The organism is Variovorax sp. P2_H12 (genome assembly GCF_056403395.1).
Genome location: NZ_JBFUFO010000018.1, coordinates 165,079 through 191,429 on the forward strand (window position 1 = coordinate 165,079; position 26,351 = coordinate 191,429).

Sequence of the window (26,351 nt, forward strand, 5' to 3'; positions counted from 1 at the left end):
CCTTCGTTTTCTTCTTTTCCACCTTCCCTCCGGAGACCTTTCCATGCCCGCCTACACCCCGCCTCTGCGCGACATGCAGTTCGTGATGCACGAAGTGTTCAACATCACCGAGGAACTCAAGGCGCTGCCCAAGCACGCCGAGGTCGATGCCGACACCATCAACGCGATCCTCGAGGAAGGCGGGAAGTTCGCCTCCGAGGTCACCTTTCCGCTCAATATCAGCGGCGACGAGGAAGGCTGCGTGCTCGACAAGACCACGCACGAGGTGAAGACGCCCCAGGGCTTCAAGGATGCCTACGCGAAGTTCGTCGAAGGCGGCTGGGCGGCGCTCTCCTGCGACCCGGCCTATGGCGGCCAGGGCCTGCCCTATGTCGTGAACCAGTGCGTCTACGAGATGCTCAACTCGGCCAACCAGGCCTGGACCATGTACCCGGGGCTGTCGCACGGTGCCTATGAGGCGCTCGCGGCGCACGGCACCGACGAACAGAAGAAGACCTACCTGCCCAAGCTCACGAGCGGCGAGTGGACCGGCACCATGTGCCTGACCGAGCCGCATTGCGGCACCGACCTCGGCCTGCTGCGCACCAAGGCCGAGCCGCAGGCCGACGGCAGCTACAAGATCACCGGCAACAAGATCTTCATCTCGGCCGGCGAGCACGACATGGCCGACAACATCATCCACCTGGTGCTGGCCCGCCTGCCGGACGCGCCCAAGGGCAGCAAGGGCATCAGCCTGTTCGTGGTGCCCAAGTTCAACGTCAAGGCCGACGGCTCGCTGGGCAGCCGCAACGGCATCTACTGCGGCGGCCTCGAGCACAAGATGGGCATCCACGGCAACGCCACCGCGCAGATGGTGATCGAAGGCGCCACCGGCACGATGGTCGGCCAGCCCAACAAGGGCCTGGCGGCGATGTTCGTGATGATGAACGCCGCCCGCCTGGGCGTCGGCAACCAGTCGCTCGGCCTGACCGAAGTCGCGTTCCAGAACGCGCTGGCCTACGCCAAGGACCGCACCCAGATGCGCTCGCTGTCGGGCGTCAAGGCCAAGGACAAGGACGCCGATCCGATCATCGTCCACCCTGACGTGCGCAAGATGCTGATGACCGCCAAGGCCTACGCCGAAGGCGGCCGCGCGATGGCGATCTACTGCACGCTGCTGCTCGACAAGGAGCACAACCACCCCGACGAGAACGTGCGCAAGGACGCGGGCGAGATCGTCGCGCTGCTGACGCCGGTCGTGAAGTCCTTCCTGACCGACAACGGCCACACCGCGACCAATGCCTGCATGCAGGTCTTCGGCGGCCACGGCTTCATCAAGGAATGGGGCATGGAACAGTTCGTGCGCGACAACCGCATCAACATGATCTACGAAGGCACCAACACCATCCAGTCGCTGGACCTGCTGGGCCGCAAGGTGCTGGGCAACAACGGCGCGACGCTGAAGAAGTTCGGCAAGCTGGTGGGCAAGCTGGTGGAGGAAGAGGGCGTCAACGAGAAGATGAGCGAATTCATCACGCCGGTGGCGGTGCTGGGCGAGCAGCTCACCAAGTTCACGACCGAGATCGGCTTCAAGGGCTTCCAGAACCCCGACGAAGTCGGCGCCGCCGCGGTGGACTACCTGCGGGTCGCCGGCCATTTCGTGTTCGGCTACATGTTCGCGCTGATGGCGCGCACCGCGCTGCGCCAGATCGCGGCCGGCAACACCGACCCGTTCTACGTCGCCAAGCTGCAGACCGCGCGCTTCTACTTCGCCAAGCTGTTCCCCGAGACCGCGACGCTGATGCGCACCGCGCGCGCCGGCAGCGCCCCGCTGATGAACACCGACGCCGCGCTGGCATAAATATGCTCACCCCCGAATCTCCGCGCACTTCGTGTCGCTTCGGATTCCCCCTCAAGGGGGCACTGCCTGCGGCCCGGCAAAGCCGGTTCCGCGGCAGTTCCCGAACGGGCTTCGCTGCGCTTGCCGCAGTGCTTGTATTGGCAAGCGGCAGCGCCTTTGCCCAGATGAGCCCCGTGGGTGTCTGGCGCAGCATCGACGACAAGACCGGCGAGTCCAAGGCCGAGATCCGCATCGCCGAGTCGGGCGGCGCGCTGGCCGGCCGCATCGAGAAGACGCTGAAGAAGGGCGCCTTGCCTGACGCGGCGTGCGACGAATGCACCGACGAGCGCAAGGGCAAGCCGATCGCGGGGCTGGAGATCATCCGCGGCGGCAAGAAGGCCGAGGGCAAGGAGGTCTGGGAAGGCGGCAAGATCCTCGACCCCGAGAACGGCAAGGAATACCGCGCCAGCTTCACGCCCATCGACGGCGGCAAGAAGCTGGAAGTGCGCGGCTACCTCGGGCCCTTCTGGCGCACTCAAACCTGGAACCGCATTCAGTAGCCCACCCCCGAATGCTGCTCACTTCGTGTAGCAGCCTCCCCCTCAAGGGGGCAACACCGGTGGCCCGGCAAAGCCGGTTCCACGGTGTTCCCCGAACAGAATCAGAACTTCGAAAGCAAGTTATGTCCAGATTCCAAGTGAAAAAGGTCGCCGTGCTCGGCGCCGGCGTGATGGGCGCGCAGATCGCGGCCCATCTCGTCAACGTGCGCGTGCCGGTCGTGCTGTTCGATCTGCCTGCAAAGGAAGGGCCGAAGAACGGCATCGTCTTGCGGGCCATCGACAACCTCAAGAAGTTGAAGCCTGCGCCGCTCGGCGACGTGGCCGACGCGACCTTGATCGAGGTCGCCAACTACGAAGACGACCTGGCCAAGCTCGGCGAATGCGACCTCGTGATCGAGGCGATCGCCGAGCGCATGGACTGGAAGCTCGATCTCTACAGGAAGATCGCGCCGCATGTCGCGAAGCATGCCATCCTGGCCTCGAACACCTCGGGCCTGTCGATCACCAAGCTCAGCGAAGCCCTGCCGGAAGCGCTCAAGCCGCGCTTCTGCGGCATCCACTTCTTCAACCCGCCGCGCTATATGTTCCTGGTCGAGCTGATCAACACGCCGACCACCGAACCCGAAGTGCTGGACCAGCTCGAGACCTTCGTCACCAGCGCGCTCGGCAAGGGCGTGGTGCGGGCGCACGACACGCCCAACTTCATCGCCAACCGGGTCGGCATCGCCGGCATGCTGGCGACCCTGAAGGAAGTCGAGAAGTTCGGCCTCACGCCCGACGTGGTCGACGACCTCACGGGCAAGAAGCTGGGCCGCGCGAGCTCGGGCACCTTCCGCACCGCGGACGTGGTGGGCCTCGACACGATGGCCCACGTGGTCAAGACGCTGCAGGATAACCTCGACGAGAAGAGCGATCCGTTCTACCCCAACTTCGCGACGCCGCCGGTGCTGGCCAAGCTGCTCGAGCTGGGAAACCTGGGCCAGAAGACCAAGGCCGGCTTCTTCAAGAAGGCCGGGCGCGACATCCTGCGCTTCGACCTGGCCAAGGGTGACTACGTGCCTTCGGGCGACAAGGCCGACGAGGTCTATGGCCGCATGCTCAAGAAGCCCGCGCCCGAGCGGCTCCGGCTGCTGCGCGAGAGCGAAGGCGCGCAGGGCCAGTTCCTGTGGGCCATCCTTCGCGACAGCTTCCACTATGCCGCCGTGCATCTGGCGACCATCGCCGAGAGTGCGCGCGACATCGACTTCGCGATGCGCTGGGGCTTCGGCATGAAGCAGGGCCCGTTCGAGCTCTGGCAGCAGGCCGGCTGGACGCAGGTGGCCCACTGGATCCAGGAAGACATCGATGCCGGCCGCGCGCTGGCTAGCGCGCCGCTGCCGAAGTGGGTGTTCGAAGGCCCGGTGGCCGAGGCCGGCGGCGTCCACACGCCGGCGGGTTCGTGGAGCGCTTCGAAGAACACCTTCGTCGCCGCCCGCAAGCTGCCGGTGCATGAGCGTCAGCTGTTCCCCGAAAGCGTGCTCGGCGCCGATGCGCCCGACGCCAGCCAGGCCGGCACCACGATCCAGGACGAGGGCGACGTGCGCCTCTGGACGCTCGACGGCGAGGTGCTGATCGCCAGCATCCACTCGAAGATGCATGCCATCAGCCCGGATGTCGCCGAGGCCTTGGCCGCCGGCGTCGAGTTGGCCGAGAAGGACTACAAGGCGATGGTGATCTGGTCGCCCGACGAGATGTTCTCGGTCGGCGCCGACCTGCAGGCGATGCTGCCGGCCTTCGTGGTCGCGGGCATCGGCGCGGTCGAAGGCGCGGAGCAGGAGTTGCAGAACGTCATGCTCAAGATCCGCTACGCCAGCGTGCCGGTGGTGTCGGCCGTGCGCGGCATGGCGCTCGGGGGCGGCTGCGAACTCGCGGTGCATTCGGCGAAGCGTGTCGCGGCGATGGAAAGCTACATCGGCCTGGTCGAAGTCGGCGTGGGCCTGATTCCAGGCGCCGGCGGCCTGACCTACATCGCGCGCCGCGCGGCCGAGAACGCCGCCGCATCGACCGGCAGCGACCTGCTGCCGTTCCTGACCGAAGGCTTCACCGCCGCGGCCATGGCCAAGGTCGGCACCAGCGCGCTCGAATCGAAGAAGCTCGGCTACCTGCTCGACAGCGACGTCATCGTGCCGAACAAGGACGAGCTGTTGTACGTGGCACTGCAGCAGGCCAAGGCGATGGCCGACGCCGGCTGGCGCCCGCCGCTGCGGCGCATGTTCAAGGTCGCGGGCCGCAGCGGCGCCGCCACCATCAAGGGCCAGCTGGTCAACATGCGCGACGGCGGCTTCATCAGCGCCCACGACTTCCACATCGCGAGCCTGATTGCCGAAGTGGTCACCGGCGGCGACATCGACGCCGGCTCGCTGGTGACCGAAGAGTATTTGATGACGCTCGAGCGCAAGGCCTTCTGCTCGCTCATCGTGCATCCCAAGACGCAAGAGCGAATCATGGGCATGCTCAGCACTGGCAAGCCCGTGAGGAATTAGTCCACCCCCGAGCCGGCTCACTGCGTGTAGCCGGACACCCCCTCAAGGGGGCAACACCAGCGGCCCGGCAAAGCCGGTTCCGCGGTGTTCCCCGAACAGAGATTTCAGGAGCTCCTCATGAAACAGATTCAAGATGCCTACATCGTCTCCGCCACCCGCACGCCGATCGGCAAGTCGCACCGCGGCTTCTTCCGCAACTACCGCCCCGACGACCTGCTCGCGACCACGCTGAAGGCGGCGCTCGCCGCCGTGCCGGGTCTCGACCCGAAGGCCATCGAGGACATCATCTGCGGCTGCGCGATCCCCGAATCGCAGCAGGGCCTCAACGTGGCGCGCATCGGCGCGGTGCTCGCCGGCCTGCCCCACAGCATCGGCGGCATCACGGTCAACCGCTTCTGCGCTTCCGGGCTGTCGGCGGTGCAGATGGCGGCCGACCGCATCCGCGTCGGCGAGGCCGAGGTCATGATCGCGGCCGGTGTCGAGAGCATGAGCATGGTGCCGATGATGGGCAACTCGCCGTCGCTGTCGCCCTCGATCTTCGAGCGCGAAGGCGACGTCGGCATTGCCTACGGCATGGGCCTCACGGCCGAGAAGGTGGCGCAGCAGTGGAAGGTCAGCCGCGAGGCGCAGGACGCTTTTGCGCTCGAGTCGCACCGCCGCGCACTGGCCGCGCAGCAGGCCGGCGAGTTCGCCGACGAGATCACGCCGATCGAAGTCACCGACCGTACGCCCGACCTCGCCACCGGCGCATCGAAGGCGAAGAGCCGCATCGTGAGCCTCGACGAGGGCGCGCGCCCCGACACCACGCTCGAAGGGCTGGCCAAGCTGCGCACCGTGTTCGCCGCGCGCGGATCGGTCACGGCCGGCAACAGCTCGCAGACCTCCGACGGCGCCGGCGCGCTGATCATTGCCAGCGAGAAGGCCTGCAAGCAGTACGACCTGAAGCCGCTGGCGCGCTTCGTGAGCTTCGCCAGCAAGGGCGTGCCGCCGCACATCATGGGCATCGGCCCGATCGAGGCGATTCCCGCGGCGCTGCGCTATGCCGGGCTGACGCAGGACGCCATCGACTGGTACGAGCTCAACGAAGCCTTCGCGGCGCAGTCTTTGGCGGTGATCAACACCCTGGGCCTGGATCCGGCCAAGGTCAACCCGATGGGCGGCGCGATCGCGCTGGGCCATCCGCTCGGCGCGACGGGCGCGATCCGCTCGGCGACCGTCATCCACGCACTGCAGCGCAAGAAGCTCAAGTACGGCATGGTCACGATGTGCGTCGGCATGGGGCAGGGCGCGGCGGGGATCTTCGAGCGCGTGTGACTGGCCCCCACGCTCCGTCACTTCGTGTACTCGCTGCCCCCCGAGGGGGCAGTCGCAGACCGCCCGTCTGCGCGAAGCGCGGACTTCGCCGCGCTGGCGGCCCGGCGCCGGCCTGGCCATCAGGGTTTGTGACCATGCGCAGGCGTCTCCGATACGACTGCACGACTCGCCGACACGGAGGCACACTGCGACCATGAAACGACACCCTCTCGACCAGGCCCTCGATCTCGCGCACAGCGACCTCCAGGCCGGCCACTTCTTCGGCGCCACGAGTCCGGACTACTGGAACATGGTCGGCCCCTTCGGCGGCATGACCGCGGCGGTGATGCTGCAGGCGGTGCTGCGGCATCCGGACCTGCTCGGCGAGCCGGTGGCGGCCACGGTGAACTTCGCGGCAGCCCTCGGCGAAGGCGCCTTCGAGGTGCTCGCCGTGCCGGTTCGCACCAACCGCTCGACGCAGCACTGGACGATCCAGATGTCGCAAACCGGCGCCGACGGCAAGCTGCACGTGACCACCACGGGCACGGCGGTCACGGCGCTGCGGCGCGAGACCTGGGGCACCAACGACTTCCCGATGCCCGAGGTGCCGCCGCCTTCGGCGGTCGAGCCCATGCAAATCGGCCCGAAGGGCGTGGAATGGGTCCGGCACTACGAGATGCGGCCGATCATCGGCTCGATCCCGAGCCGTTGGGACGGCAGCGGCGAAGCCAGCGAGACGCGCATGTGGCTGCGCGACGCCGAGCCGCGGCCGCTGGATTTCGCCGCGCTCATGGCGCTCAGCGACACCTTCTACCCGCGGGTCTGGCTGCGCCGCGCCACGCCGGTGCCGATCGGCACGGTGTCGCTCACGACCTACTTTCATACCGATGCCGCGCTGCTGGCCGAAGTGGGCACCGGCTACCTGCTGGGCCGGGCCACCGGGCAGCAGTTCCGCAATGGATACTTCGACCAGGCTGCGCAGCTCTGGAGCGAGACGGGCGCCCTGCTGGCGACCAGCAGCCAGATCGTCTACTTCAAGGAATAGACATGGCCCCCACGCACCGTCACTTCGTGTACTCGCTGCCCCCCGAGGGGGCTGCGGGCCGCCTTGGGGCGGCCCGGCGCCGGCCCGCTGCCGCGACAATGAGGGGCAGCGCAAGGAGACCCGCATGACGACGACGAAATCCGTCGACTTCTATTTCGATTTCGGCAGCCCCGCCGCCTATCTGGCCTATACCCAGTTGCCGCACCTGTGCGCGGACACCGGCGCGGCGCTGGTCTGGAAGCCGATGCTGCTGGGCGGCGTGTTCCAGGCCACCGGCAACCATTCGCCGGCCGAGATCCCGGCCAAGAGGCCCTATCTCAACGAAGACCTGAAGCGCTTTGCGCGCCGCTACGGGGTGCCGTTCCAGCACAACCCCCATTTCCCGATCAACACGCTGCTGCTGATGCGCGGCGCCACCGGCCTGCAGATGCGCGAGCCCGACCGCTTCCGCGCCTATGTCGACGCGATGTTCCACGCGATGTGGGTCGAGCCGCGCAACCTCAACGATGCCGGAACGGTCGCTGCCGTGCTGCAGGAGGCGGGCTTCGATGCGGCCCAGCTGCTGGCGCTCGCCAACGCACAGGAGGTCAAGGACCAGCTCAAGGCCGCTACCCAGGAAGCGGTGCAGCGCGGCGTGTTCGGCGCGCCGACGATGTTCGTCGGCGGCCAGATGTTCTGGGGCCAGGACCGGCTGGATTTCGTCCGCGAGGCGCTCACTTGACCGTGGCCCCCACGCTCTCCCACTTCGTGTGGTTCGCTGCCCCCCGAGGGGGCGCAGGCCGCCTTGGGAGCGGCCCGGCGGCGGCCTGACCATTCATTTTTTTCAAGGACCTCCCATGAGCGACATCCTCGTCCACACCGAAGCCGGTGTGATGACCCTGACCTTCAACCGCCTCGACAAGAAGAACTCGATCACCGGCGCGATGTACGGCGAGCTGGCCGACGCGCTGGCGAATGCCGAGCAGGACGGCGCCGTGCGCGCCGTGCTGATCCAGGGCGACGCCACGATCTTCAGCGCCGGCAACGACATCGGCGACTTTCTCAACAAGCCGCCGTCGACCGAAGAGTCGCCGGTGTTCCGTTTCCTGCGCGGCATCGCCTGCTTCCCGAAGCCGATCGTGGCGGCGGTCTGCGGCCCGGCGGTGGGCATCGGCACCACGCTGCTGTTCCATTGCGACCTGGTCTACGCGGGCGACAACGCGGCTTTCTCGATGCCCTTCGTCAATCTAGGCCTCTGCCCCGAAGCCGCTTCGAGCCTGCTGGTGCCGCAGATGTTCGGCTACCACCGCGCGGCCGAGGCGCTGCTGCTGGGCGAGCCCTTCATGGCCGAGGCGGCGCTGGAGGTGGGCCTGGTCAACCGCGTCGTACCGCCGACCGAGGCCAATGCCATCGCCCAGGCGCAGGCCCGCAAGCTCGCGGCCAAGCCGCTGAGCGCCCTGATCGAGACCAAGCGCCTGATGAAGAAGTCGCAGCAGCCTGCGGTGCTGGAGCGCATGGGAGAAGAAGGCCAGAGCTTCGGCCGCATGCTGCGCGAGCCGGCGGCGCGCGAGGCCTTCACGGCCTTCATGGAAAAGCGCAAGCCGGACTTCTCGAAGCTTTGATCTCCCCCAGGTTGCCCCGCACTTCGTGTCGGGGCGCCCACCCCCTCTCCGGGGGCAACACCAGCGGCCCGGCGAAGCCGGTTCCGCGGCGTTTCGCCAACGGGCCTGGCTGCGCCGGCCGAGGGAACACCTTCGCCTTCGCTGTGTTTGTTCTTGGGCTGCGCGCAGCGCGCCTGTTGGTGGGCAGTCGCGGAACCGGCTTCGCCGGGCCGCTGGCTGCGCCCCCGGTAGGGGGTGGGCGGGCTACACGCAGTGAGCCCAACCTGGGGGCGAGCAACAGCCACGCGGAACCGGCTTCGCCGGGCCGCTGACTGCGCCCCCGGTAGGGGGTTGGCGGGCTACACGAAGTGAGCCCAACCTGGGGGCGAGTTTATGCTTTCTCGATGGGGCGGGGGCGGCCGCTGTCGTCGATCGCGACGTAGGTGAAGGTGGCCTCGGTCACCTTGATGTACTCGCCTTGGGCCTTGAAGCGCTCGGCGAACACCTCCACCGTCACGGTGACCGAGGTGCGCCCGATGCGCTCCAGTTTCGAGTAGAACGACAGGATGTCGCCCAGCCGCACCGGCTGCTTGAAGATGAATTCGTTGACCGCGACGGTGGCCATCCGGCCCTTGGCGTAGCGCGCCGGGATCACCGAGCCGGCCAGGTCGCACTGGGCCATCACCCAGCCGCCGAAGATGTCGCCGTTGGCGTTGCAGTCGGCCGGCATCGGGATGACCTTGAGCACCAGCTCCATGTCGGCCGGGAGGCTTTTGAGCTTGGCGGTGAGGTTGGCGCTGGAACTTGCGGACATAGGCACAATCTGGATAGAAACGAATAACCACGGAATCGGCTCAACGCCTCAGACGCACACAGCGTGCCAACCCAGGGATACCGCAGCACTGGCTTCGCCAGGCTGCTGGTATCGCCCCCTTGCAGGGGGTGGCTGAAGCGACACGCAGTGCGCGAAGCATGGGGGTGAGCAGGTTCCCAGTCACGATTGTCCCCCATGCGCCGCAGCGGCGAAGCACTTTCCTCCCCCCACCACCCCGCCTCGGCGGGCACGCCCGCCCGCAGCGACCGTTCCGACTGGGCCACGCTGCGCCGGCTGTTCCCCTACCTGTGGCGCTACAAATGGCGCGTGATGGCGGCGCTCGCCTTCATGATCGGCGCCAAGGTCGCCAATGTCGGCGTGCCGGTGCTGCTCAAGAACCTGGTCGACGCGATGTCGATCAAGCCCGGCAGCGCAGCGGCGCTGCTGGTGGTGCCGGTCGGCCTGCTGGTCGCCTACGGCCTGCTGCGGCTTTCAACCGCGGTCTTCAACGAGCTGCGCGAACTGGTCTTCGCCAAGGCCACCGAGGGCGCGGCGCGCAGCATCTCGCTGGAGGTGTTTCAGCACCTGCACGCGCTGAGCCTGCGCTTCCACCTGGAGCGCCAGACCGGCGGCATGACGCGCGACATCGAGCGCGGCACGCGCGGCGTGCATTCGCTGATCTCGATGTCGCTCTACAGCATCGTTCCGACGATCATCGAGCTGACGCTGGTGCTGACCGTCCTGGGCGTGAAGTTCGACTCGGGCTTCGTCTGGATCACGCTGGCGGCGCTGGTGGTGTACATCGGCTTCACCGTGACTGTCACCGAGTGGCGCACCCAGTTCCGCAAGACCATGAACGAGCTCGACTCGGTGGCCCAGAGCCACGCGGTCGATTCGCTGCTCAACTACGAGACCGTCAAGTACTTCAACAACGAAGGCTTCGAGGCCAGCCGCTACGACGCCAGCCTGGAGCGCTACCGCAAGGCGGCGGTCAAGAGCCAGACCACGCTGAGCCTGCTCAATGCGGGCCAGCAATGCCTGATCGCGGTCAGCCTGGTCGCGATGCTCTACCGCGCCACGCAGGGCGTGGTCGATGGCCACATGACGCTGGGCGACCTGGTGATGGTCAATGCCTTCATGATCCAGCTCTACATCCCGCTCAATTTCCTGGGCGTGATCTACCGCGAGATCAAGCAGAGCCTGACCGACCTCGACAAGATGTTCGTGCTGCTCGAGAAGGAGCGCGAAGTGCGCGACGCGCCGGATGCCCGGCCGCTGGCGGGAGCCGATTCCACCGTGCGCTTCGAGGATGTCAATTTCGCCTACGAGGCCGCGCGGCCGATCCTCAAGCACGTGAGCTTCGAGATTCCGGCCGGCAAGACGGTGGCGGTGGTCGGCCCCTCGGGCTCGGGCAAGTCGACGCTGGCCCGGCTGCTCTACCGTTTCTACGACGTGCAGCAGGGCCGCATCACGATCGGCGGCGAGGACATCCGCAACGTGCAGCAGGCCAGCGTGCGTCGCGCCATCGGCATCGTGCCGCAGGACACGGTGCTGTTCAACGACACCGTCGAATACAACATCGCCTACGGCCGTCCGGGCGCGAGCCGCGAAGAGGTGGAGGAGGCCGCGCGGGCGGCGCGTATCCATGACTTCATCGCGCACACGCCGAAGGGCTACGAGACCATGGTCGGTGAGCGCGGGCTCAAGCTCTCGGGCGGCGAGAAGCAGCGCGTGGCGATCGCGCGCACGCTGCTCAAGAACCCGCCGATCGTGATCTTCGACGAGGCCACCTCGGCGCTCGATTCGGCCAACGAGCGGGCGATCCAGTCGGAGCTCAAGAGCGCGGCGCGCAACAAGACCACGCTGGTGATCGCGCACCGCCTGTCGACCGTGGTCGATGCGCACGAGATCCTGGTGCTCGAGAGCGGCGTGATCGTCGAGCGCGGCACGCACACGCAGTTGCTGGCGGGCCAGGGCAAGTACGCGCAGATGTGGCGGCTGCAGAAGCTCGAGGCCGAGCCGGTGCTATGACCCCCCATTGATTGATTCAGGAGCGATTCGAATGTCGGAGAAGATTCCCCTGTTGGTCCTCAACAGCCTGTCGGAAACCCACCAGGCGCAGGTCGCCGCGGTCTACGACATGACCTATCTGCCGGTGCCGACGCCGGCCGAGCGCGATGCGCTGATCGCGGCAGAGGGCGGCCGCTTCCGCGCGGTGCTGACGATCGGCTCGATCGGGCTGACGGCGGCGGAGATCGCCGCGATGCCCAGGCTCGAACTGGTCTGCGCGATGGGCGCGGGCTACGAAGCCATCGCGCTCGATGCGGCGCGGGCGCGCGGCATCGTGCTCGCCAACGGTGCTGGCACCAACGACGACTGCGTCGCGGACCATGCCTTCGGCTTGCTGATCGGCGCGATGCGCCACGTCCGTACGCTCGACCGGCTGTGCCGCGAAGGCGTGCGGCGCGAAACGATTCCGCATCCGCCGAACGTCTCGGGCAAGCGCTTGGGCATTCTGGGGCTCGGCACCATCGGCCAGAAGATCGCCAGGCGTGCCGCGGGCTTCGACATGGAGATCGGCTATCACAACCGCCAGCCGCGCGAGGCTGTGCCGCACCGCTATTTCGACAGCGTGCAGGCGCTGGCCGGATGGGCCGACATCCTGGTGGTGGCGACCCCGGGCGGTGCCGGCACGCGGCATCTGATCGATGCCCGGATCCTCGACGCACTGGGCTCGAAGGGGTTCCTCATCAACATCTCGCGCGGCAGCGTGGTCGATACCGAGGCGCTTGCCGCGGCCCTGCGCGAAGGTCGCATCGCAGGGGCCGGTCTCGACGTCTACGAGAGCGAGCCGCTGCCACCCGAGCCGCTGATCGGCCTCGACAACGTGCTGCTCACGCCGCATATGGCGGGCTGGTCACCCGAGGCGACGCAGGCTTCGCTGGATCGCTTCATGGCCAATGCCGAAGGACACTTCGCCGGACGCGGCGTGGTGTCGCCGATCTAGTTTCGAAGCGAAAAAGGGCCGTCGGTTCAGACGCCCTCGGCCAGCACCGGCGGCCGCACGGAGCCCCAGCCGCAAGCCAGGTCGTACGCGTGCCCCAGCCGCAGCACCGCCAGGTCGCCGTGGATCGGCCCCGCGATCTGCAGCCCCATCGGCAGGCCGGATTCGCTGAAGCCCGCGCGCACATTGAGCGTGGGCAGGCCGGCCAGTGTGAAGGGCGTGACGATCTCCATCCAGCGGTGATAGGTGTCGCTCTCGACGCCGCCGACCGACGCGGGCCACGACAGCGCCGCGTCGAAGGGAAAGACCTGCGCCGTCGGAGCGACCACGAAGTCGTAGCGCTCGAAGGCCCGCAGGAAGGCGCGGTAGACGTTCGAGCGATAGACCGAGGCCTGGTAGAGCGCCGCCGCATCGAGCCGATGGCTCTGCTCGATCTCCCAGCGCGCCTCGGGCTTCAGCTTCTCGCGCAGCGCCGGGTCGGCATGGGCCGCGCCCAGCTTGCCGCCGACCAGCAACTGGCGCAGGCGCAGCCACGCGGTCCAGTTCTGCTCGCGCGGGACATCGAGCTGATGCGCGTCGACTTCGCAGCCGAGGTCGCGAAAGGTCTGCAGCGCGCGCTCGCAGAGCTCGCGCACGCCGGGCGCGAGCGGCAGATCGGGCCACAGGCTGCCGAGCCAGCCGATGCGCAGGCCCTTCGGATCGCTGTCGAGGCGCATCGTGTCGGGCGCGGGCAGGGATTCCGTCAATGAAAGCGGCAGCCTCGGATCGAAGCCGGCCTGCACCGCGAGCAGCCGCGCGGCGTCCTCGACCGTGCGCGCCATCGGCCCCTCGGTGCCGAGCTGCTGCAGGAAGAGCTCGTCTTCCGGGGCGCCGGGCACGCGGCCGCGCGAGGGCCGAAAGCCGATCACGTTGTTGAACGCCGCGGGATTGCGCAACGAGCCGCCCATGTCGCTGCCGTCGGCCACCGGCAGCATGCCCAGGGCCAGCGCCACGGCTGCGCCGCCGCTGCTGCCGCCGGCGCTCAGCGCGGGCTGGTAGGCGTTCAGCGTGGTGCCGAAGACCGTGTTGTAGGTGTGCGAGCCGAGCCCGAACTCGGGCGTGTTGGTCTTGCCGATCACGATGGCGCCGGCCGCGCGCATGCGCGCCACGTGGAGGCTGTCGGCACGCGCCGCAGAGCGCGGCGAAAGGGGCGAGCCCATCGAGGTCGGCAGGCCGGCGGCGTGGCTCAGGTCCTTCACCGCGAGCGGAAAGCCATGCATCCAGCCGCGTCGCACGCCGCGCGCCAGTTCGGCATCGCGTTCGCCGGCTTCGGCCAGCAGCTGCTGCGGCTCGCGCAGCGACACGATGGCGTTGAAGCGCGGGTTGAGCGCTTCGATGCGGGCCAGCGCGGCCTGCATCAGCGCGTGGCAGGACACGCTGCGGGCCGCGATGCGGCGCGAAAGTTCGGTGGCGCTGAGTGCGAGCAGGTCGGCGGATGGCATGGCGGGCGAGGGAAGAAAGGAGAGGGGAAGACGCGGGTTCCAGTATGGCGCGGCGCTCGCATAATCGCCGCGTATGGAAACAAAGTGGCTCGAAGATTTCATCAGCCTGGCGGAAACGCGCAGCTTCAGCCGCTCGGCCCAACTGAGACATGTGACACAACCGGCGTTCTCGCGGCGCATCCAGGCGCTCGAAGGCTGGGCCGGCACCGACCTGGTGGACCGCAGTTCCTATCCCACCCGCCTCACGCCCGCGGGCCAGACGCTCTACAGCCAGGCCATCGAGATGCTCCAGTCGCTGCAGAGCACGCGCGCCATGCTGCGCGGCCATTCCGCGGCCGGGCAGGACGTGATCGAGATCGCCGTGCCGCACACACTGGCCTTCACCTTCTTTCCCTCCTGGGTGACGGGGCTGCGCGAGCACTTCGGGCCGATCAAGAGCCGGCTCATCGCGCTCAACGTGCACGACGCCGTGCTGCGCCTGGTCGAGGGCAGCTGCGACCTGCTGATCGCCTACCATCACCCCTCGCAGCCGCTGCCGCTGGACGCCAACCGCTATGAGATGGTGAGCCTCGGGGAGGAGGTGGTCGCGCCCTGGGTCCGGCCCGATGCCGAGGGCGCCCCGCGCTACTGCCTGCCCGGCCGGCCCGGCCAGCCGCTTCCCTATCTGGGCTATGCGCCCGGCGCCTACCTGGGGCGCGTGGTGGACCAGCTGCTGAAGGAATCCGGCACCGCGATCCATCTCGATCGGGTCTACGAAACCGACATGGCCGAGGGCCTCAAGGCGATGGCGCTCGAAGGCCACGGCATCGCCTTCCTGCCGCAGAGCGCGGTGCGCAAGGAGGTCCGCGCCCGCACGCTGGTGAGCGCGCTGCCGCCCGAGATCGACCGGCTCGAGGCCACGATGGAGATCCGCGCCTACCGCGAGCGGCCCGGCGCGTCGGCGTCGGCCAAGGCCACCGGTCGGACAGGCCGCGGCGACGGCGCGGCACCGCGTCTCAAGGGCGCGGCCGATGCGTTGTGGGCCTACCTCCTGCAGACCCAGCCTGCGGCCTGACGTTCTTGTGCGGCGCACAAACTATGAGGCGGCGACATGGCGACCGCCGCAATCGGCATTGGGCGCCGACCTCCGGCCCCTCTAAAGTCTGCCCCACGTTTTTTCCGGGCACAAAGGCTGCTATGAGAGTTCCGTTGGGAGCGCTGGCGCTGCCGAACACCCGGTGCGCCTTGCGGCGGTGCGCAGTGCACCGGGTTGGTCCCGGTGTGGCGCAGAATGCGGGCGTCTAGAATTTCGTGTTATCTCTCAGTCACAGGAGTTTCCATATGAAGAAGCAAGTATTGGCTCTGGCCGTCATGGCGCTCGCCGCAGGAGGCGCCTTCGCCCAGGCCAATGACACGCTGGCCAAGATCAAGTCGAGCGGCAGCGTCACGATGGGCGTGCGTGACTCCTCCGGCGCGCTGGCCTACACGATCGGCGACGGCAAGTACGTCGGCTTCCATACCGAGATGTCCGAACGCGTCCTGGCCGATATCCAGAAGCAGCTCGGCCTTCCCAAGCTCGACATCAAGCGCCAGCTGGTCACCTCGCAGAACCGCGTTCCCCTGGTGCAGAACGGCACCGTCGACCTCGAGTGCGGCTCGACCACCAACAACGCGACCCGCCAGAAGGACGTCTCCTTCGCGGTGACCACCTACGTCGAGGAAGTCCGCATCGCGGTCAAGGCCAACTCGGGCATCAACTCGATCAAGGACCTCAACGGCAAGAGCGTCGCCACCACCACCGGCACGACCTCGGTGCAGACCCTGCGCAAGAACGAGCGCGCCCAGGGCATCGACTTCAAGGAAGTCATGGGCAAGGACCACGCCGACAGCTTCCTGCTGCTCGAGTCGGGCCGTGCCGATGCCTTCGTGATGGACGGCCAGATCCTGGCCGGCAACATCGCCAAGTCGAAGGCCCCGGCCGACTTCAAGATCGTCGGCGAGCCGCTCTCGGTCGAGCCGATCGCCTGCATGCTGCGCAAGGACGATCCGGCCTTCAAGAAGGCGGTCGACGACAGCATCAAGCGCCAGATCGCGGACGGCTCGCTCGCCAAGCTGTACGACAAGTGGTTCATGCAGCCGATCCCGCCGACCAACACCAAGGTCGGCCTGCCGCTGTCCGATGCCACCAAGGCTGCGTGGGCCAACCCCAACGACAAGCCGATGGAAGACTACGCCAAGAAGTAAAAACGCGTGGGCTGACGCGTGAACGAACGCCCGCCTCTTCCGGCGGGCGTTTGTTTTATGAGATGCCTCCAACAATCATCGAGGAGTTGAAATGGGAAAATGGGATTGGCAGGTCTTCCTGGAGGACCCGGGCGGGAAGATACCCACCTACTGGCAGTGGCTGCTGTCGGCGTGGGGCTGGACCGTCTCGGTGTCCTTGTGCTCCCTGGTCGTGGCGCTGGTGCTCGGGTCTCTCGTCGGCGTGATCCGCACGCTGCCCAACAGCCCCTGGCTGGTGCGCTTCGGCAATGCCTGGGTCGAGCTGTTCCGCAACATTCCGCTCCTGGTTCAGATCTTTCTCTGGTACCACGTGGTGCCGAAGATGTTCCCGGTCATGGCCGGCCTGCCGCCCTTCATCCTGGTGGTGTTCGCGCTGGGTTTCTTCACCTCGGCACGGATCGCCGAGCAATTGCGTTCCGGCATCCAGGCCCTGCCCAAGGGCCAGCGCTACGCCGGCATGGCGGTGGGCTTCACCACGCCGCAGTACTACCGCTACGTGATCCTGCCGATGGCCTACCGGATCATCATTCCGCCGCTCACCAGCGAATCGATGAACATCTTCAAGAACTCGTCGGTCGCATTCGCGGTGTCGATTCCCGAGATGATCCAGTTCGCGATGCAGGCCGGCGAGGAGACCGCGCGCGTGACCGAGATGTACATGGCCGTGACCGTGCTCTACGTGATCTCGGCGATGGTGATCAACCGCATCATGGCCTGGGTCGAGAAGCGGGTCCGAGTGCCCGGGTTCGTCGCGGCCGGCGGAACGGGAGGACATTGACATGGACCCCCACGCTTATCACTTCGTGTATTCGCTGCCCCCTGAGGGGGCCGCAGGCCTCCCTTGGGGCGGCCCGGCGGGAGACCTGACATGAATCTCGACCTGACCTTTTTCCACTGGGACGTCGTCAGCGCCTTCCTGCTGAAAGGCCTCTATTTCAGCGTGTTCCTGACGGTGGTCGCCACGCTGGGCGGCATCTTCTTCGGCACCCTGCTCGCGCTGATGCGGCTGTCGGGCAACAAGTGGCTCGACCTGCCGGCGGCCATCTACGTCAACGGCATGCGCAGCATTCCGCTGGTGATGGTGATCCTGTGGTTCTTCCTGCTGGTGCCGACGATGATCGGGCGGCCGATCGGGCCCGAGTACTCGGCCATCATCACCTTCGTCGCCTTCGAGGCCGCCTACTTCAGCGAGATCATGCGCGCCGGCATCCAGTCGATCCCGCGCGGCCAGGTGTCCGCGGGCCAGGCGATGGGGATGACCTACGGCCAGAACATGAAGCTGGTGATCCTGCCGCAGGCGTTCCGCAACATGCTGCCGGTGCTGCTGACCCAGACCATCATCCTGTTCCAGGACACCTCGCTGGTCTATGCCATCGGCGCCTACGACCTGTTCAAGGGCTTCGACACCGCAGGCAAGAACTTCGGCCGGCCCGAAGAAGCCTACCTGCTGGCCGCCGTCGTCTACTTCATCCTGTGCTATTCGCTCTCGTGGCTCGTGAAGCGCCTGCACAAGAAGATCGCCATCATCCGCTGAAGGAGAAAAACCATGAACCCCCACGCTCATCACTTCGTGTATTCGCTGCCCCCCGAGGGGGCGCAGGCCTCCCTTGGGGCGGCCCGGCGGGAGGCCAAGAAGAACCCCCACGCTCATCACTTCGTGTATTCGCTGCCCCCCGAGGGGGCGCAGGCCTCCCTTGGGACGGCCCGGCGGGAGGCCTGACATGTCCGAAAAAATGATTGAAATCAAGAACGTTTCCAAGTGGTATGGCCCGGTGCAGGTGCTCAACGATTGCTCGGTCGACATCGCCAAGGGCGACGTGGTCGTGGTTTGCGGGCCCTCGGGTTCGGGCAAGTCGACGCTGATCAAGACCGTGAACGCGCTCGAGCCCTTCCAGAAGGGCGAGATCACGGTCAACGGCATTGCGCTGCACGACCCCAAGACCAACCTGCCGAAGCTGCGCTCCAAGGTGGGCATGGTGTTCCAGCACTTCGAGCTGTTCCCGCACCTGTCGGTGACCGAGAACCTGACGATCGCGCAGATCAAGGTGCTCGGGCGCAGTGCCGACGAAGCCAAGACGCGGGGCTTGAAGATGCTCGACCGCGTGGGCCTGATGGCGCACAAGGACAAGTTCCCGGGCCAGCTGTCGGGCGGCCAGCAGCAGCGGGTGGCGATCGCGCGCGCGCTGAGCATGGACCCGATCGTGATGCTGTTCGACGAGCCCACCTCGGCGCTGGACCCCGAGATGGTCGGCGAGGTGCTCGACGTGATGGTGCTGCTGGCCAAGGAAGGCATGACCATGATGGTGGTCACGCACGAGATGGGCTTCGCGCGCAAGGTGGCGAGCCGGGTGATCTTCATCGACGTCGGCGGCCGCATCCTGGAGGACTGCTCCAAGGACGAGTTCTTCAACCATCCGGAGAACCGGCAGCCGCGGACGAAGGACTTCCTCAACAAGATCCTGCAGCACTAGGCTTGCAGGCTCCAATGAAAAAGCCCCGCATCGCGGGGCTTTTTTTTGCGGCAAATCTTGCTTGTCGCGTCGATCTGAGACGTCCTGGGATCGTCTGCAGTTTCATCTTTCGGAAAGGGAAATTTCCGACCATCGCATAGAAAAAGCGGATTGACGCATGCCGAAGCCCTCGGAATGATGGGTGGGTTGGCTGTTTAGAGGCTGATGAAATAACTTCTTCAGTCGAAAACAATCTATTGGAGACAATGATGCATATTGATGGTCTTGACATTGAACTGACAAACGAGCAAAAAAATACGGTCAGACGACTTCTTTCCAGGATTGCGTATCTACCAAACGGAGAGGAGAGGTACATTCGAATTGCCAGGGAGGCAATCTGCCAGTGCCTGCCGCAGCCAGTCCTGGAGTTACTTTACGCTCAGAGAACTTCCAATGAGCCTGTTCCGTACTTCGTGATTCACAACTTGCCTACTGATGAGGAAGTGATCGGAAGCCCATTTCCTCACGAAAGTGGGATGCCTTTTAAAAGTGGAACTCTCAGCGAAAATCAATTGGTCGGCATTACTGCCGTTGTTGGGGAGCCGTACTCTATTGTTTTTGAAGGAAAAGAACTAGTCGTCAACCTCGTGCCTCAGAAGGAGAGCAAGCAAGAGCTTCACTGGCGAGGCTCCGAGATCGAGCTTGATTTCCACACCGAAAATGCCGCACTTCGCTTCTTGGCGGCCGAAGACTACTCCCCGGTGGGCCTCGCGTTGCTCGGAGTGCGGCATGACAGCGCAGCACCACGAACACGCGTCTCTGATGCAAGGGCAGCTTTGGACTTAATGGACAGGGATGATGTGGCTACTCTCTACGGAAGCCATTTCATTATCCAGCTTCCATATCGATGGAGGGGCCTCTTCTTTGGCGATCGGGAGCATACGGATGCTTGTCCTGTGCTACATGGGCCGGTTGGTCTGCCGCGGGTGAACGCCGCTTTTTATCGAGGAATGATGCTTCCGGTGAACTCGCGTGCTGAAACTGAATTTGGGAATTTTCATGAAGCAATCAGAGCGGTTTCGCATGCTGTAGACATCACGCCCGGCACGTTTGTCTACGTAGACAATCGCTTCGCGTTGCATTCCCGCGATGCCTTTGTGGCGAATTTCGACGAGAACGCTCGAGGATATAGGTGGGTTCAACGTGTCTATGTCGCCTCCAATTTGTGGAACTTCAGAGCGTTTGCTCGTCAAGGAAATCGAATTTTTGATCCAGCTGGAGTAGCGGAGGAGGTGACCCTTCCAGCGATGGCGCTCGCATAGAGATGCAGAAAATGTGTCTGATGACGCAGGTGCAATGAAAGTATGGCATGGGCATTTGGAAAAAAGAGATTCTGCACAATCTACTTCCGCAGAGAAGTAAGTCAATTCTACTTGTCTTGATCGCCATGATCTTGTTTGCTTCATACGACGCCCTGTCGAAGCTCCTGTCGGCGACGTACCCGGTTTCCGAGTTGCTATGGGTACGATACTTGACTCACTCGATACTGATGCTCCTGATATTCGGGCCATTTATGGGTGTCCGTTTAATAAGGACGTCTCAACCAGTGGCTCAAGTATTGAGGGCACTGCTCTTGGTGGCTGTAACTTTTTTGTTTATAAATGGATTGAAGTTTATGTCGCTCGCGGAGGCGACGGCCATAAATTTTCTCGCGCCCCTGTTCGTGACTGCACTGTCCGCAATTCTTCTCAAGGAAAAGGTTGGCGTTCATTCTTGGCTATCAGTCGCTTTTGGATTCATTGGCGTCTTAGTCATTGTGCGTCCGGGCGGCGAGATGAATGCGGCTGTACTCTTTCCATTGGGTTCCGCTGTTTGCTATAGCTTGTATCAGATCATGACACGAAAATTCGTCGGTACAGAGAGCCCAATCACGACGCACTTTATTCTTGGTTCTGTCGGCCTTATTGCAACAGGTCTTGCTTGGCACCCGGGTTGGCTCCTCCCCAGACCTTCAGATCTGCCGCTGGTGGTCGGGCTGGGTCTCACTGCAGGAACGGGCCACTTTCTTTTGATCAAGGCCTTTGAGAAAATTAGCCCTGCTTCAGCCGCCCCTTTCACGTACACGCACCTTATCTGGGCCGCGCTGTTGGGCTATTTGGCGTTCCGTGAAACTCCGAGCCTGCTCTCGTTGCTCGGCATACTGATGGTCTCGGCGAGCGGACTCTTCAACGCTTTTACTACGCGGTCGAAGTGATTACGGACGGCACCGAGGATCAGCATGGTGAGCTTTGACGTTTCCGGGGCATGCTGTCGGATGCCTCGCTTTGCCGTCGATCGGTGCGGCCGGATGATGCGGCGGTGGAAAAGGCAAAACCTCGCCGGGCCTGTTCTACAGGCGCGAATCGGCCCTCATCGCGGACGTTGAAGGCGCAGCTTCCGCCTCGCTTGTGGCGAGCGCGCGCTGCGCACGGTCGAGGCTGCGTCGCGTCAGCGCGGCAATGCTCGCGTTCAACCGGCATGTCGACGCATCGCTCGACGGCAAACAAGAAAAGCCCCGCAATGCGGGGCCTTCTCATTGGCGCCTTGGCGCCTACTTCTTGCGCGCCGCGATCGCCTGCTCGGCCTGCGTCACGAGGTCCTTGCCGATGGTCGGCGTCCACTTGGCGTAGACCGGGCGGGTGGCCTTGACGAAGGCTTCGCGCTCGGCCGGGGTCAGCTGGGTGACGGTCACGCCCATCGCGGCGATGTCCTTGAGCACCGGCTTGTCGGCCTCGACCAGGCCCTTGCGGGCCAGCGCGATGTTCTGCTTGCCGGCGTCGACCGCAGCCTGGCGCACGATCGCCTGATCGGCCGGGGTCCACGAGCCCCAGACTTCCTTGTTGACCACGAACACCAGCGGGTCGGCCATGTAGCCCCAGGTGGTCACGAACTTCTGGCCCACGGTGTGCATCTTGAGCACGGTGAACAGGAACAGCGGATTCTCCTGGCCGTCGACCGCGCCGCTGGCGAGCGCAGGCTGCGCATCGGCCCAGCTCATCTGGGTCGGGTTGGCGCCCAGCGTGCTGAACATGTCGGAGAAGATCGGCGAGCCGACGACACGGATCTTCATGCCCTTCAAGTCCTCGGGCGACTTGATCGCGCGCTTGGAGTTGGTGATCTCGCGGTAGCCGTTCTCGCCCCAGGCGAGCGGCACCACGCCGGCCTTGTCCAAGGTCTGGAAGATCTCCTTGCCGACCGTGCCCTGCGTCAGTGCATCGATCGCCGCATAGTCGGGCATCAGGAAGGGCAGCGAGAACAGGTTCAGCTGCTTCACCTGCGGCGACCAGTTGATGGTCGAGCCGACCGCCATGTCGATCACACCCTGGCGCAGCGCGCTGAACTCGCGCGTCTGGTCGCCCTGGATCAGCGACACGCCCGGGTACAACTTGATGTTGATGCGGCCCTGGGTGCGCTCCTTCACCAGGTCGGCCCAGATCCGGCCGGCCTCGCCCCATGGCGTGGGCGGACCCAGCACCAGCGACATCTTGTACTCGGCCTTGTAGCTCTGCGCCTGCGCGGCCACCGAGAGGCCGCCCAATGCGGCGGCGACGGCCAGGAGGCCGAGCAGGGAACGACGGAATTTCATGGATCAGTCTCCTTGGGAATAAATCGAAGAATCAGTAGCCCAGCTTGCGCGGCAGCCACAGGGCGAGTTCGGGCCAGATGATCACCGCCACCATCACGAGGAACATCGCGAACAGCATCCAGCCGACCCAGCGCACGGTCTCTTCCATGCGCACGTTGGCGATGCGGCACGACACCATCAGGTTGACGGCCAGCGGCGGCGTGAACTGGCCGAGCGCGACCTTGAGCGTGAGGATGACGCCGAACCAGACCGGGTCCCACTTGTAATGCTGCACGATCGGCCACAAGAGCGGCACGAAGATCAGGAAGATCGAGACGCCGTCGAGGAACATGCCGACCGTGATCAGCAAGAGGATCAGCAGCGAGAGGACGCCGTATTCGCCCAGGCCCGAATTGACGATCGCGCGCGTGACCGGATCGATCACGCCGAGCGTCGAGAGCGAATAGGCGAAGATGCCCGCCAGCGACACCACCAGCAGGATCACGGCCGAGAGTTCGCCCGATTCGCGCAGGATCACGAACAGGTCGCGGACCTTGATCGTGCGGTGGATCGCCATGCCGACGAAGAGGCCGTAGAACACCGCCACCACCGCCGCCTCGGTCGGCGTGAACAGGCCGGCGCGCATGCCGCCGAGGATCAGCACCGGCGCCGCCAGGCCCCAGATCGCATCGCGAAGACTCGCCCAGAAGGCCGGGCGCGGCAGGCTGGATTCGAGGGCGCCCATCTTGTTCGTGCGCGCCAGCCAGACGGCCGGGACGATCAGCGCCACGCCGGCCAGGATGCCGGGGATCATGCCGGCGGCGAACAGCGCCGGCACGGAAGCGCCGGGGACCAGCACGGAATAGACGATGAAGGCCACCGAGGGCGGGATCAGGATGTCGGTGGCCGCCGCCGCGCCGACCACGCTGGCCGAGTAGGCGGCCGGGTAGCCCGCGCGCGACATCGCGGTGATCATCACCGCGCCCACGGCGGCGGCGTTGGCCGGGCCCGAGCCCGAGATGCCGCCGAGGAACATCGCCACCACGATCGCCACCAGCGGCAGCATGCCGGGGCCGCGGCCGACGATCGCGATGGCGAAGTTGACCAGCCTGAGCGCTACGCCCGAGCGGTCGAAGATCGAGCCGACCAGCACGAACATCGGGATCGCCAGCAGCGGGTACTTGCCGAGGCCGGCATAGAAGTTCTGCGGCACGGCCAGCAGGCCGAACCACTGCGCGTCGCTGTTGGCGAGCGCGATGCAGGCCGCGCCGGCGAGGCCCAGCGCCGCACCGATCGGCACGCCGGCCAGCATCATCGCCACGAAGGCGACGAACAGCAGCGTGGGGATCATTGGTCCGAGCCCCCGTAGCTGGTCTTGCGGCCACGGCGGATGAACAGGCCCAGGGCGCGCAGCGCGATCGCGAAGGAAACGACCGGCAGCCAGATCGAATACCACCATTGCGGCACGCCGATGCCGGGCGAGGTCTCCTCGAAGCGGTAGTCGTCCCAGACCATGCGCACGCTGAGCGCGCCGATCAGCAGGAACAGCAGCCCGACCATGAGCGCGCCGAACTGCGCCAGGCGCTTGCGCCGCGCCATGCTGCCGCTCTCGGCGAAGTATTCGATCCGGATGTGGCGGTCGCGCGCCACCGCGGCGGAGCCCGCCACCAGCGCCAGCAGGATCATGAGGAAGACCGAGAACTCCTCGGTCCAGGCGAAGGAGGAGTCGGTGAAATAGCGCACCAGCACGTTGGCGAAGGTGATGCAGGCCAGCAGGCCCATGATGACCACGGTGGCCCAGTCCTCGATCGCGAGCGGGACGCGGGTCGGTTCGTCGGCGGCTTCGATTTCAGGGGGGAGGGGACTGGCGGCGTCCAGCACGGGGCCGGACTCGGAGGGAGAGGTCATCGGGGGAAGCAGGAGGGTGAGGCCACGTCGTGTCACCGGGCGGACGCCGGGACGCGATCCGTACACCTCGACAGGGAAGCAGCCATGGATCGTAGCGATCCATGACCATATCGCCATCGGGGGTTTCCTTAGCTGCCGGGCCTGCGCCCCGTCTTCAATCGAAGTAGGCGCGCGAACGGTCCAGGTGTTCGCGGCACTCGCGGACCATGCGGTCGAGCAGGTCGGCGCAGGTCGGCACGTCGTCGATCAGGCCGATGCACTGGCCCGCCGAGACCACGCCGCCGTTGACTTCGCCGGACTCCAGCGCGGCACGCCCGCGCACGCCCGCCACCAGGGGTCGGATGTCCTCGAACTGGCAGCCGCCCGGACGGTTCTCGGTCGCCACCACCTCTTCCGAAATCGCGTTCCTGAACACGCGCGCCGTGTTCTTCATGGTGCGGAACATCAGCTTGGTGTCGCGCTCGGACGCCGCCACCAGCGCCTGCTTGATGTTGTAGTGGATGGGTGCTTCCTGCGTCACGCAGAAGCGCGTGCCCATGTTGACGCCCTCGGCGCCGAGCGCCAGCGCGGCGGCCATGCCGCGCCCGTCGGCGATGCCGCCGGAGGCGACGATCGGAATCTTGAGCGCGCGTGCCGCGATCGGCAGCAGCACCAGCCCCGGCACGTCGTCCTCGCCGGGGTGGCCCGCGCACTCGAAGCCGTCGATCGAGACCGCGTCGACGCCATTGCGCTCCGCCGACAGCGCGTGGCGCACGGAGGTGCACTTGTGCACGACCTTCACGCCATGGGCCTTGAACTGATCGATGAAGTCCCGGGGGCTGTTGCCCGCGGTCTCGACGATCTTGATGCCGCTGTCGAGGATGGCCTGCACGTATTCGGCGTAGGGCGGCGGCTTCAACGCGGGCAGGATCGTGAGGTTCACGCCGAAGGGGCGATCGGTCATGGCTCGCGTGCGCTCGATCTCGCGCCGGAGCGCGTCGGGCGTCTGCTGCGTCAGCGCGGTCAGGATGCCGAGGCCCCCGGCGTTGGAAACCGCCGAGGCCAGTTCCGCCAGGCCCACCCATTGCATGCCGCCCTGGATGATGGGGTAGCGGATGCCGAGCAGTTCGGTGATGCGGGTCTTCATGGTGCTTCCCTCTGCGAGAGCGCCTACAGCGCCTTGACCAGTTCCGGCACGGCCGTGAACAGGTCGGCCACGAGGCCGTAGTCGGCCACCGAGAAGATCGGCGCTTCCTCGTCCTTGTTGATCGCCACGATCACCTTGGAGTCCTTCATGCCCGCCAGATGCTGGATCGCGCCCGAGATGCCCGCGGCGATGTACAGCTGCGGCGCCACGATCTTGCCGGTCTGGCCCACTTGCCAGTCGTTCGGGGCGTAGCCCGCGTCCACCGCCGCGCGGCTCGCGCCGAGACCGGCGTTGAGCTTGTCGGCCAGAGGCGCCATGACTTCCTGGAACTTCTCGGCGCTGCCCAGCGCCCGGCCGCCCGAGACGATGATCTTGGCCGCCGTCAGCTCGGGGCGCTCGCTCTTGGTGACCTCGCGGCCCACGAAGCTCGACTTGCCGCTGTCGGCCACGCCRTCCACRGTCTCGACCGCGGCGCTGCCGCCCGTGGCCGCTGCGGCATCGAARCCCGTCGTGCGCACGGTCGCCACCTTGATCGCATCGCTGCTCTGCACGATGGCGATGGCGTTGCCCGCGTAGATCGGACGCTCGAAGGTGTCGGGGCTGTCGACCTTGGTGATGTCGCTGATCTGCGCSACRTCSAGCAAGGCGGCCACGCGCGGCGCGACGTTCTTGCCGTTGGCCGTGGCCGGGAACAGGATGTGGCTGTAGTTCCTGGCRATSGCCAGCACCTGGGCGGCGACGTTCTCCGCCAGGTTCTCGGCCAGCGAGGGGCTGTCGGCGACGATCACCTTGGCCACGCCCGCGACCTGGGCGGCGGCCTTGGCGGCGTCGGCGGCGTTCGCACCGGCCACCAGCACATGGACATCGCCGCTGGCGCAGGCAA

The 26,351-nt window shown here is 66.0% G+C and carries 23 protein-coding genes; 16 read left to right on the forward strand and 7 right to left on the reverse strand.

The features are described 5' to 3' along the window. Nucleotides 1–43: 43 nt before the first annotated feature. The 7 genes from AC1DYK_RS15060 (at nucleotide 44) to AC1DYK_RS15090 (ending at nucleotide 8,840) form a co-directional block, all read left to right on the forward strand. A complete protein-coding gene (locus tag AC1DYK_RS15060; protein ID WP_478167066.1) occupies nucleotides 44–1,840 on the forward strand; it encodes an acyl-CoA dehydrogenase C-terminal domain-containing protein in 1,797 nt (598 codons plus the stop codon). Nucleotides 1,841–2,004: 164 nt separating this feature from the next. After that, nucleotides 2,005–2,379, forward strand: a complete 375-nt coding sequence (locus AC1DYK_RS15065) for a DUF2147 domain-containing protein (RefSeq protein WP_478167086.1) — start codon at nucleotides 2,005–2,007, stop codon at nucleotides 2,377–2,379. A 122-nt stretch (nucleotides 2,380–2,501) separates the two neighbouring features. Further along, nucleotides 2,502–4,901 carry a 3-hydroxyacyl-CoA dehydrogenase/enoyl-CoA hydratase family protein gene (locus AC1DYK_RS15070; protein WP_478167067.1) on the forward strand — a complete coding sequence of 800 codons (2,400 nt, stop codon included), beginning with the start codon at nucleotides 2,502–2,504 and terminating at the stop codon, nucleotides 4,899–4,901. 117 nt (nucleotides 4,902–5,018) lie between these two features. Beyond that, entirely contained in the window at nucleotides 5,019–6,215 is a 1,197-nt protein-coding gene (locus AC1DYK_RS15075) for an acetyl-CoA C-acyltransferase (RefSeq protein ID WP_478167068.1), read from the forward strand. Nucleotides 6,216–6,408: 193 nt separating this feature from the next. Continuing rightward, nucleotides 6,409–7,239 carry an acyl-CoA thioesterase gene (locus AC1DYK_RS15080; protein WP_478167069.1) on the forward strand — a complete coding sequence of 277 codons (831 nt, stop codon included), beginning with the start codon at nucleotides 6,409–6,411 and terminating at the stop codon, nucleotides 7,237–7,239. A 124-nt stretch (nucleotides 7,240–7,363) separates the two neighbouring features. Beyond that, nucleotides 7,364–7,960, forward strand: a complete 597-nt coding sequence (locus AC1DYK_RS15085) for a 2-hydroxychromene-2-carboxylate isomerase (RefSeq protein WP_478167070.1) — start codon at nucleotides 7,364–7,366, stop codon at nucleotides 7,958–7,960. 115 nt (nucleotides 7,961–8,075) lie between these two features. Continuing rightward, on the forward strand, nucleotides 8,076–8,840 hold the full coding sequence (locus AC1DYK_RS15090) for an enoyl-CoA hydratase (RefSeq protein WP_478167071.1): 765 nt from the start codon (nucleotides 8,076–8,078) through the stop codon (nucleotides 8,838–8,840). A gap of 370 nt (nucleotides 8,841–9,210) precedes the next feature. Here AC1DYK_RS15090 and AC1DYK_RS15095 read toward each other — a convergent pair whose 3' ends face one another. Continuing rightward, nucleotides 9,211–9,633, reverse strand: a complete 423-nt coding sequence (locus AC1DYK_RS15095; protein WP_478167072.1) for an acyl-CoA thioesterase — start codon at nucleotides 9,631–9,633, stop codon at nucleotides 9,211–9,213. A 195-nt stretch (nucleotides 9,634–9,828) separates the two neighbouring features. Here AC1DYK_RS15095 and AC1DYK_RS15100 point away from each other — a divergent pair, with 195 nt between their 5' ends. Next, nucleotides 9,829–11,664 (forward strand): ABCB family ABC transporter ATP-binding protein/permease, encoded by a 1,836-nt coding sequence (locus AC1DYK_RS15100; protein WP_478167073.1) that lies wholly within the window; start codon nucleotides 9,829–9,831, stop codon nucleotides 11,662–11,664. Between the two features lie 31 nt (nucleotides 11,665–11,695). After that, nucleotides 11,696–12,640: a 2-hydroxyacid dehydrogenase gene (locus tag AC1DYK_RS15105; protein WP_478167074.1), complete on the forward strand. Its 945-nt coding sequence runs from the start codon at nucleotides 11,696–11,698 to the stop codon at nucleotides 12,638–12,640. 26 nt (nucleotides 12,641–12,666) lie between these two features. Here AC1DYK_RS15105 and AC1DYK_RS15110 read toward each other — a convergent pair whose 3' ends face one another. Further along, entirely contained in the window at nucleotides 12,667–14,118 is a 1,452-nt protein-coding gene (locus AC1DYK_RS15110) for an amidase (protein ID WP_478167075.1), read from the reverse strand. 73 nt (nucleotides 14,119–14,191) lie between these two features. Between AC1DYK_RS15110 and AC1DYK_RS15115 the strand changes: the two genes are divergently transcribed. The 7 genes from AC1DYK_RS15115 to AC1DYK_RS15145 all read left to right on the forward strand — a co-directional run bounded on the left by AC1DYK_RS15115 (nucleotide 14,192) and on the right by AC1DYK_RS15145 (nucleotide 21,084). After that, nucleotides 14,192–15,172: a LysR substrate-binding domain-containing protein gene (locus AC1DYK_RS15115; RefSeq protein ID WP_478167076.1), complete on the forward strand. Its 981-nt coding sequence runs from the start codon at nucleotides 14,192–14,194 to the stop codon at nucleotides 15,170–15,172. A 266-nt stretch (nucleotides 15,173–15,438) separates the two neighbouring features. Continuing rightward, nucleotides 15,439–16,341 carry a transporter substrate-binding domain-containing protein gene (locus AC1DYK_RS15120; RefSeq protein ID WP_478094208.1) on the forward strand — a complete coding sequence of 301 codons (903 nt, stop codon included), beginning with the start codon at nucleotides 15,439–15,441 and terminating at the stop codon, nucleotides 16,339–16,341. Nucleotides 16,342–16,432: 91 nt separating this feature from the next. Next, nucleotides 16,433–17,158 (forward strand): amino acid ABC transporter permease, encoded by a 726-nt coding sequence (locus AC1DYK_RS15125; RefSeq protein WP_478167077.1) that lies wholly within the window; start codon nucleotides 16,433–16,435, stop codon nucleotides 17,156–17,158. A gap of 90 nt (nucleotides 17,159–17,248) precedes the next feature. Next, nucleotides 17,249–17,914, forward strand: coding sequence for an amino acid ABC transporter permease (locus AC1DYK_RS15130; protein ID WP_478094954.1), 666 nt, complete (start codon nucleotides 17,249–17,251; stop codon nucleotides 17,912–17,914). 199 nt (nucleotides 17,915–18,113) lie between these two features. Then, nucleotides 18,114–18,851: an amino acid ABC transporter ATP-binding protein gene (locus tag AC1DYK_RS15135; protein WP_478167087.1), complete on the forward strand. Its 738-nt coding sequence runs from the start codon at nucleotides 18,114–18,116 to the stop codon at nucleotides 18,849–18,851. Between the two features lie 248 nt (nucleotides 18,852–19,099). Continuing rightward, nucleotides 19,100–20,152, forward strand: a complete 1,053-nt coding sequence (locus AC1DYK_RS15140) for a Fe(II)-2OG oxygenase family protein (RefSeq protein ID WP_478167078.1) — start codon at nucleotides 19,100–19,102, stop codon at nucleotides 20,150–20,152. 47 nt (nucleotides 20,153–20,199) lie between these two features. Continuing rightward, on the forward strand, nucleotides 20,200–21,084 hold the full coding sequence (locus AC1DYK_RS15145) for a DMT family transporter (RefSeq protein ID WP_478167079.1): 885 nt from the start codon (nucleotides 20,200–20,202) through the stop codon (nucleotides 21,082–21,084). 336 nt (nucleotides 21,085–21,420) lie between these two features. Here AC1DYK_RS15145 and AC1DYK_RS15150 read toward each other — a convergent pair whose 3' ends face one another. From AC1DYK_RS15150 to AC1DYK_RS15170, 5 genes are all read right to left on the reverse strand, one after another. After that, nucleotides 21,421–22,455 (reverse strand): DctP family TRAP transporter solute-binding subunit, encoded by a 1,035-nt coding sequence (locus tag AC1DYK_RS15150; protein ID WP_478167080.1) that lies wholly within the window; start codon nucleotides 22,453–22,455, stop codon nucleotides 21,421–21,423. Between the two features lie 31 nt (nucleotides 22,456–22,486). Next, nucleotides 22,487–23,785, reverse strand: coding sequence for a TRAP transporter large permease (locus tag AC1DYK_RS15155; protein ID WP_478167081.1), 1,299 nt, complete (start codon nucleotides 23,783–23,785; stop codon nucleotides 22,487–22,489). Continuing rightward, entirely contained in the window at nucleotides 23,782–24,342 is a 561-nt protein-coding gene (locus AC1DYK_RS15160; RefSeq protein ID WP_478090760.1) for a TRAP transporter small permease, read from the reverse strand. Before AC1DYK_RS15160 ends, AC1DYK_RS15155 begins: the two co-directional genes overlap by 4 nt. A gap of 154 nt (nucleotides 24,343–24,496) precedes the next feature. Next, on the reverse strand, nucleotides 24,497–25,468 hold the full coding sequence (locus tag AC1DYK_RS15165; protein WP_478167082.1) for an NAD(P)H-dependent flavin oxidoreductase: 972 nt from the start codon (nucleotides 25,466–25,468) through the stop codon (nucleotides 24,497–24,499). A gap of 23 nt (nucleotides 25,469–25,491) precedes the next feature. Continuing rightward, a partial coding sequence (locus AC1DYK_RS15170; protein ID WP_478167083.1) for an electron transfer flavoprotein subunit alpha/FixB family protein occupies nucleotides 25,492–26,351 on the reverse strand: 860 nt, incomplete at its 5' end.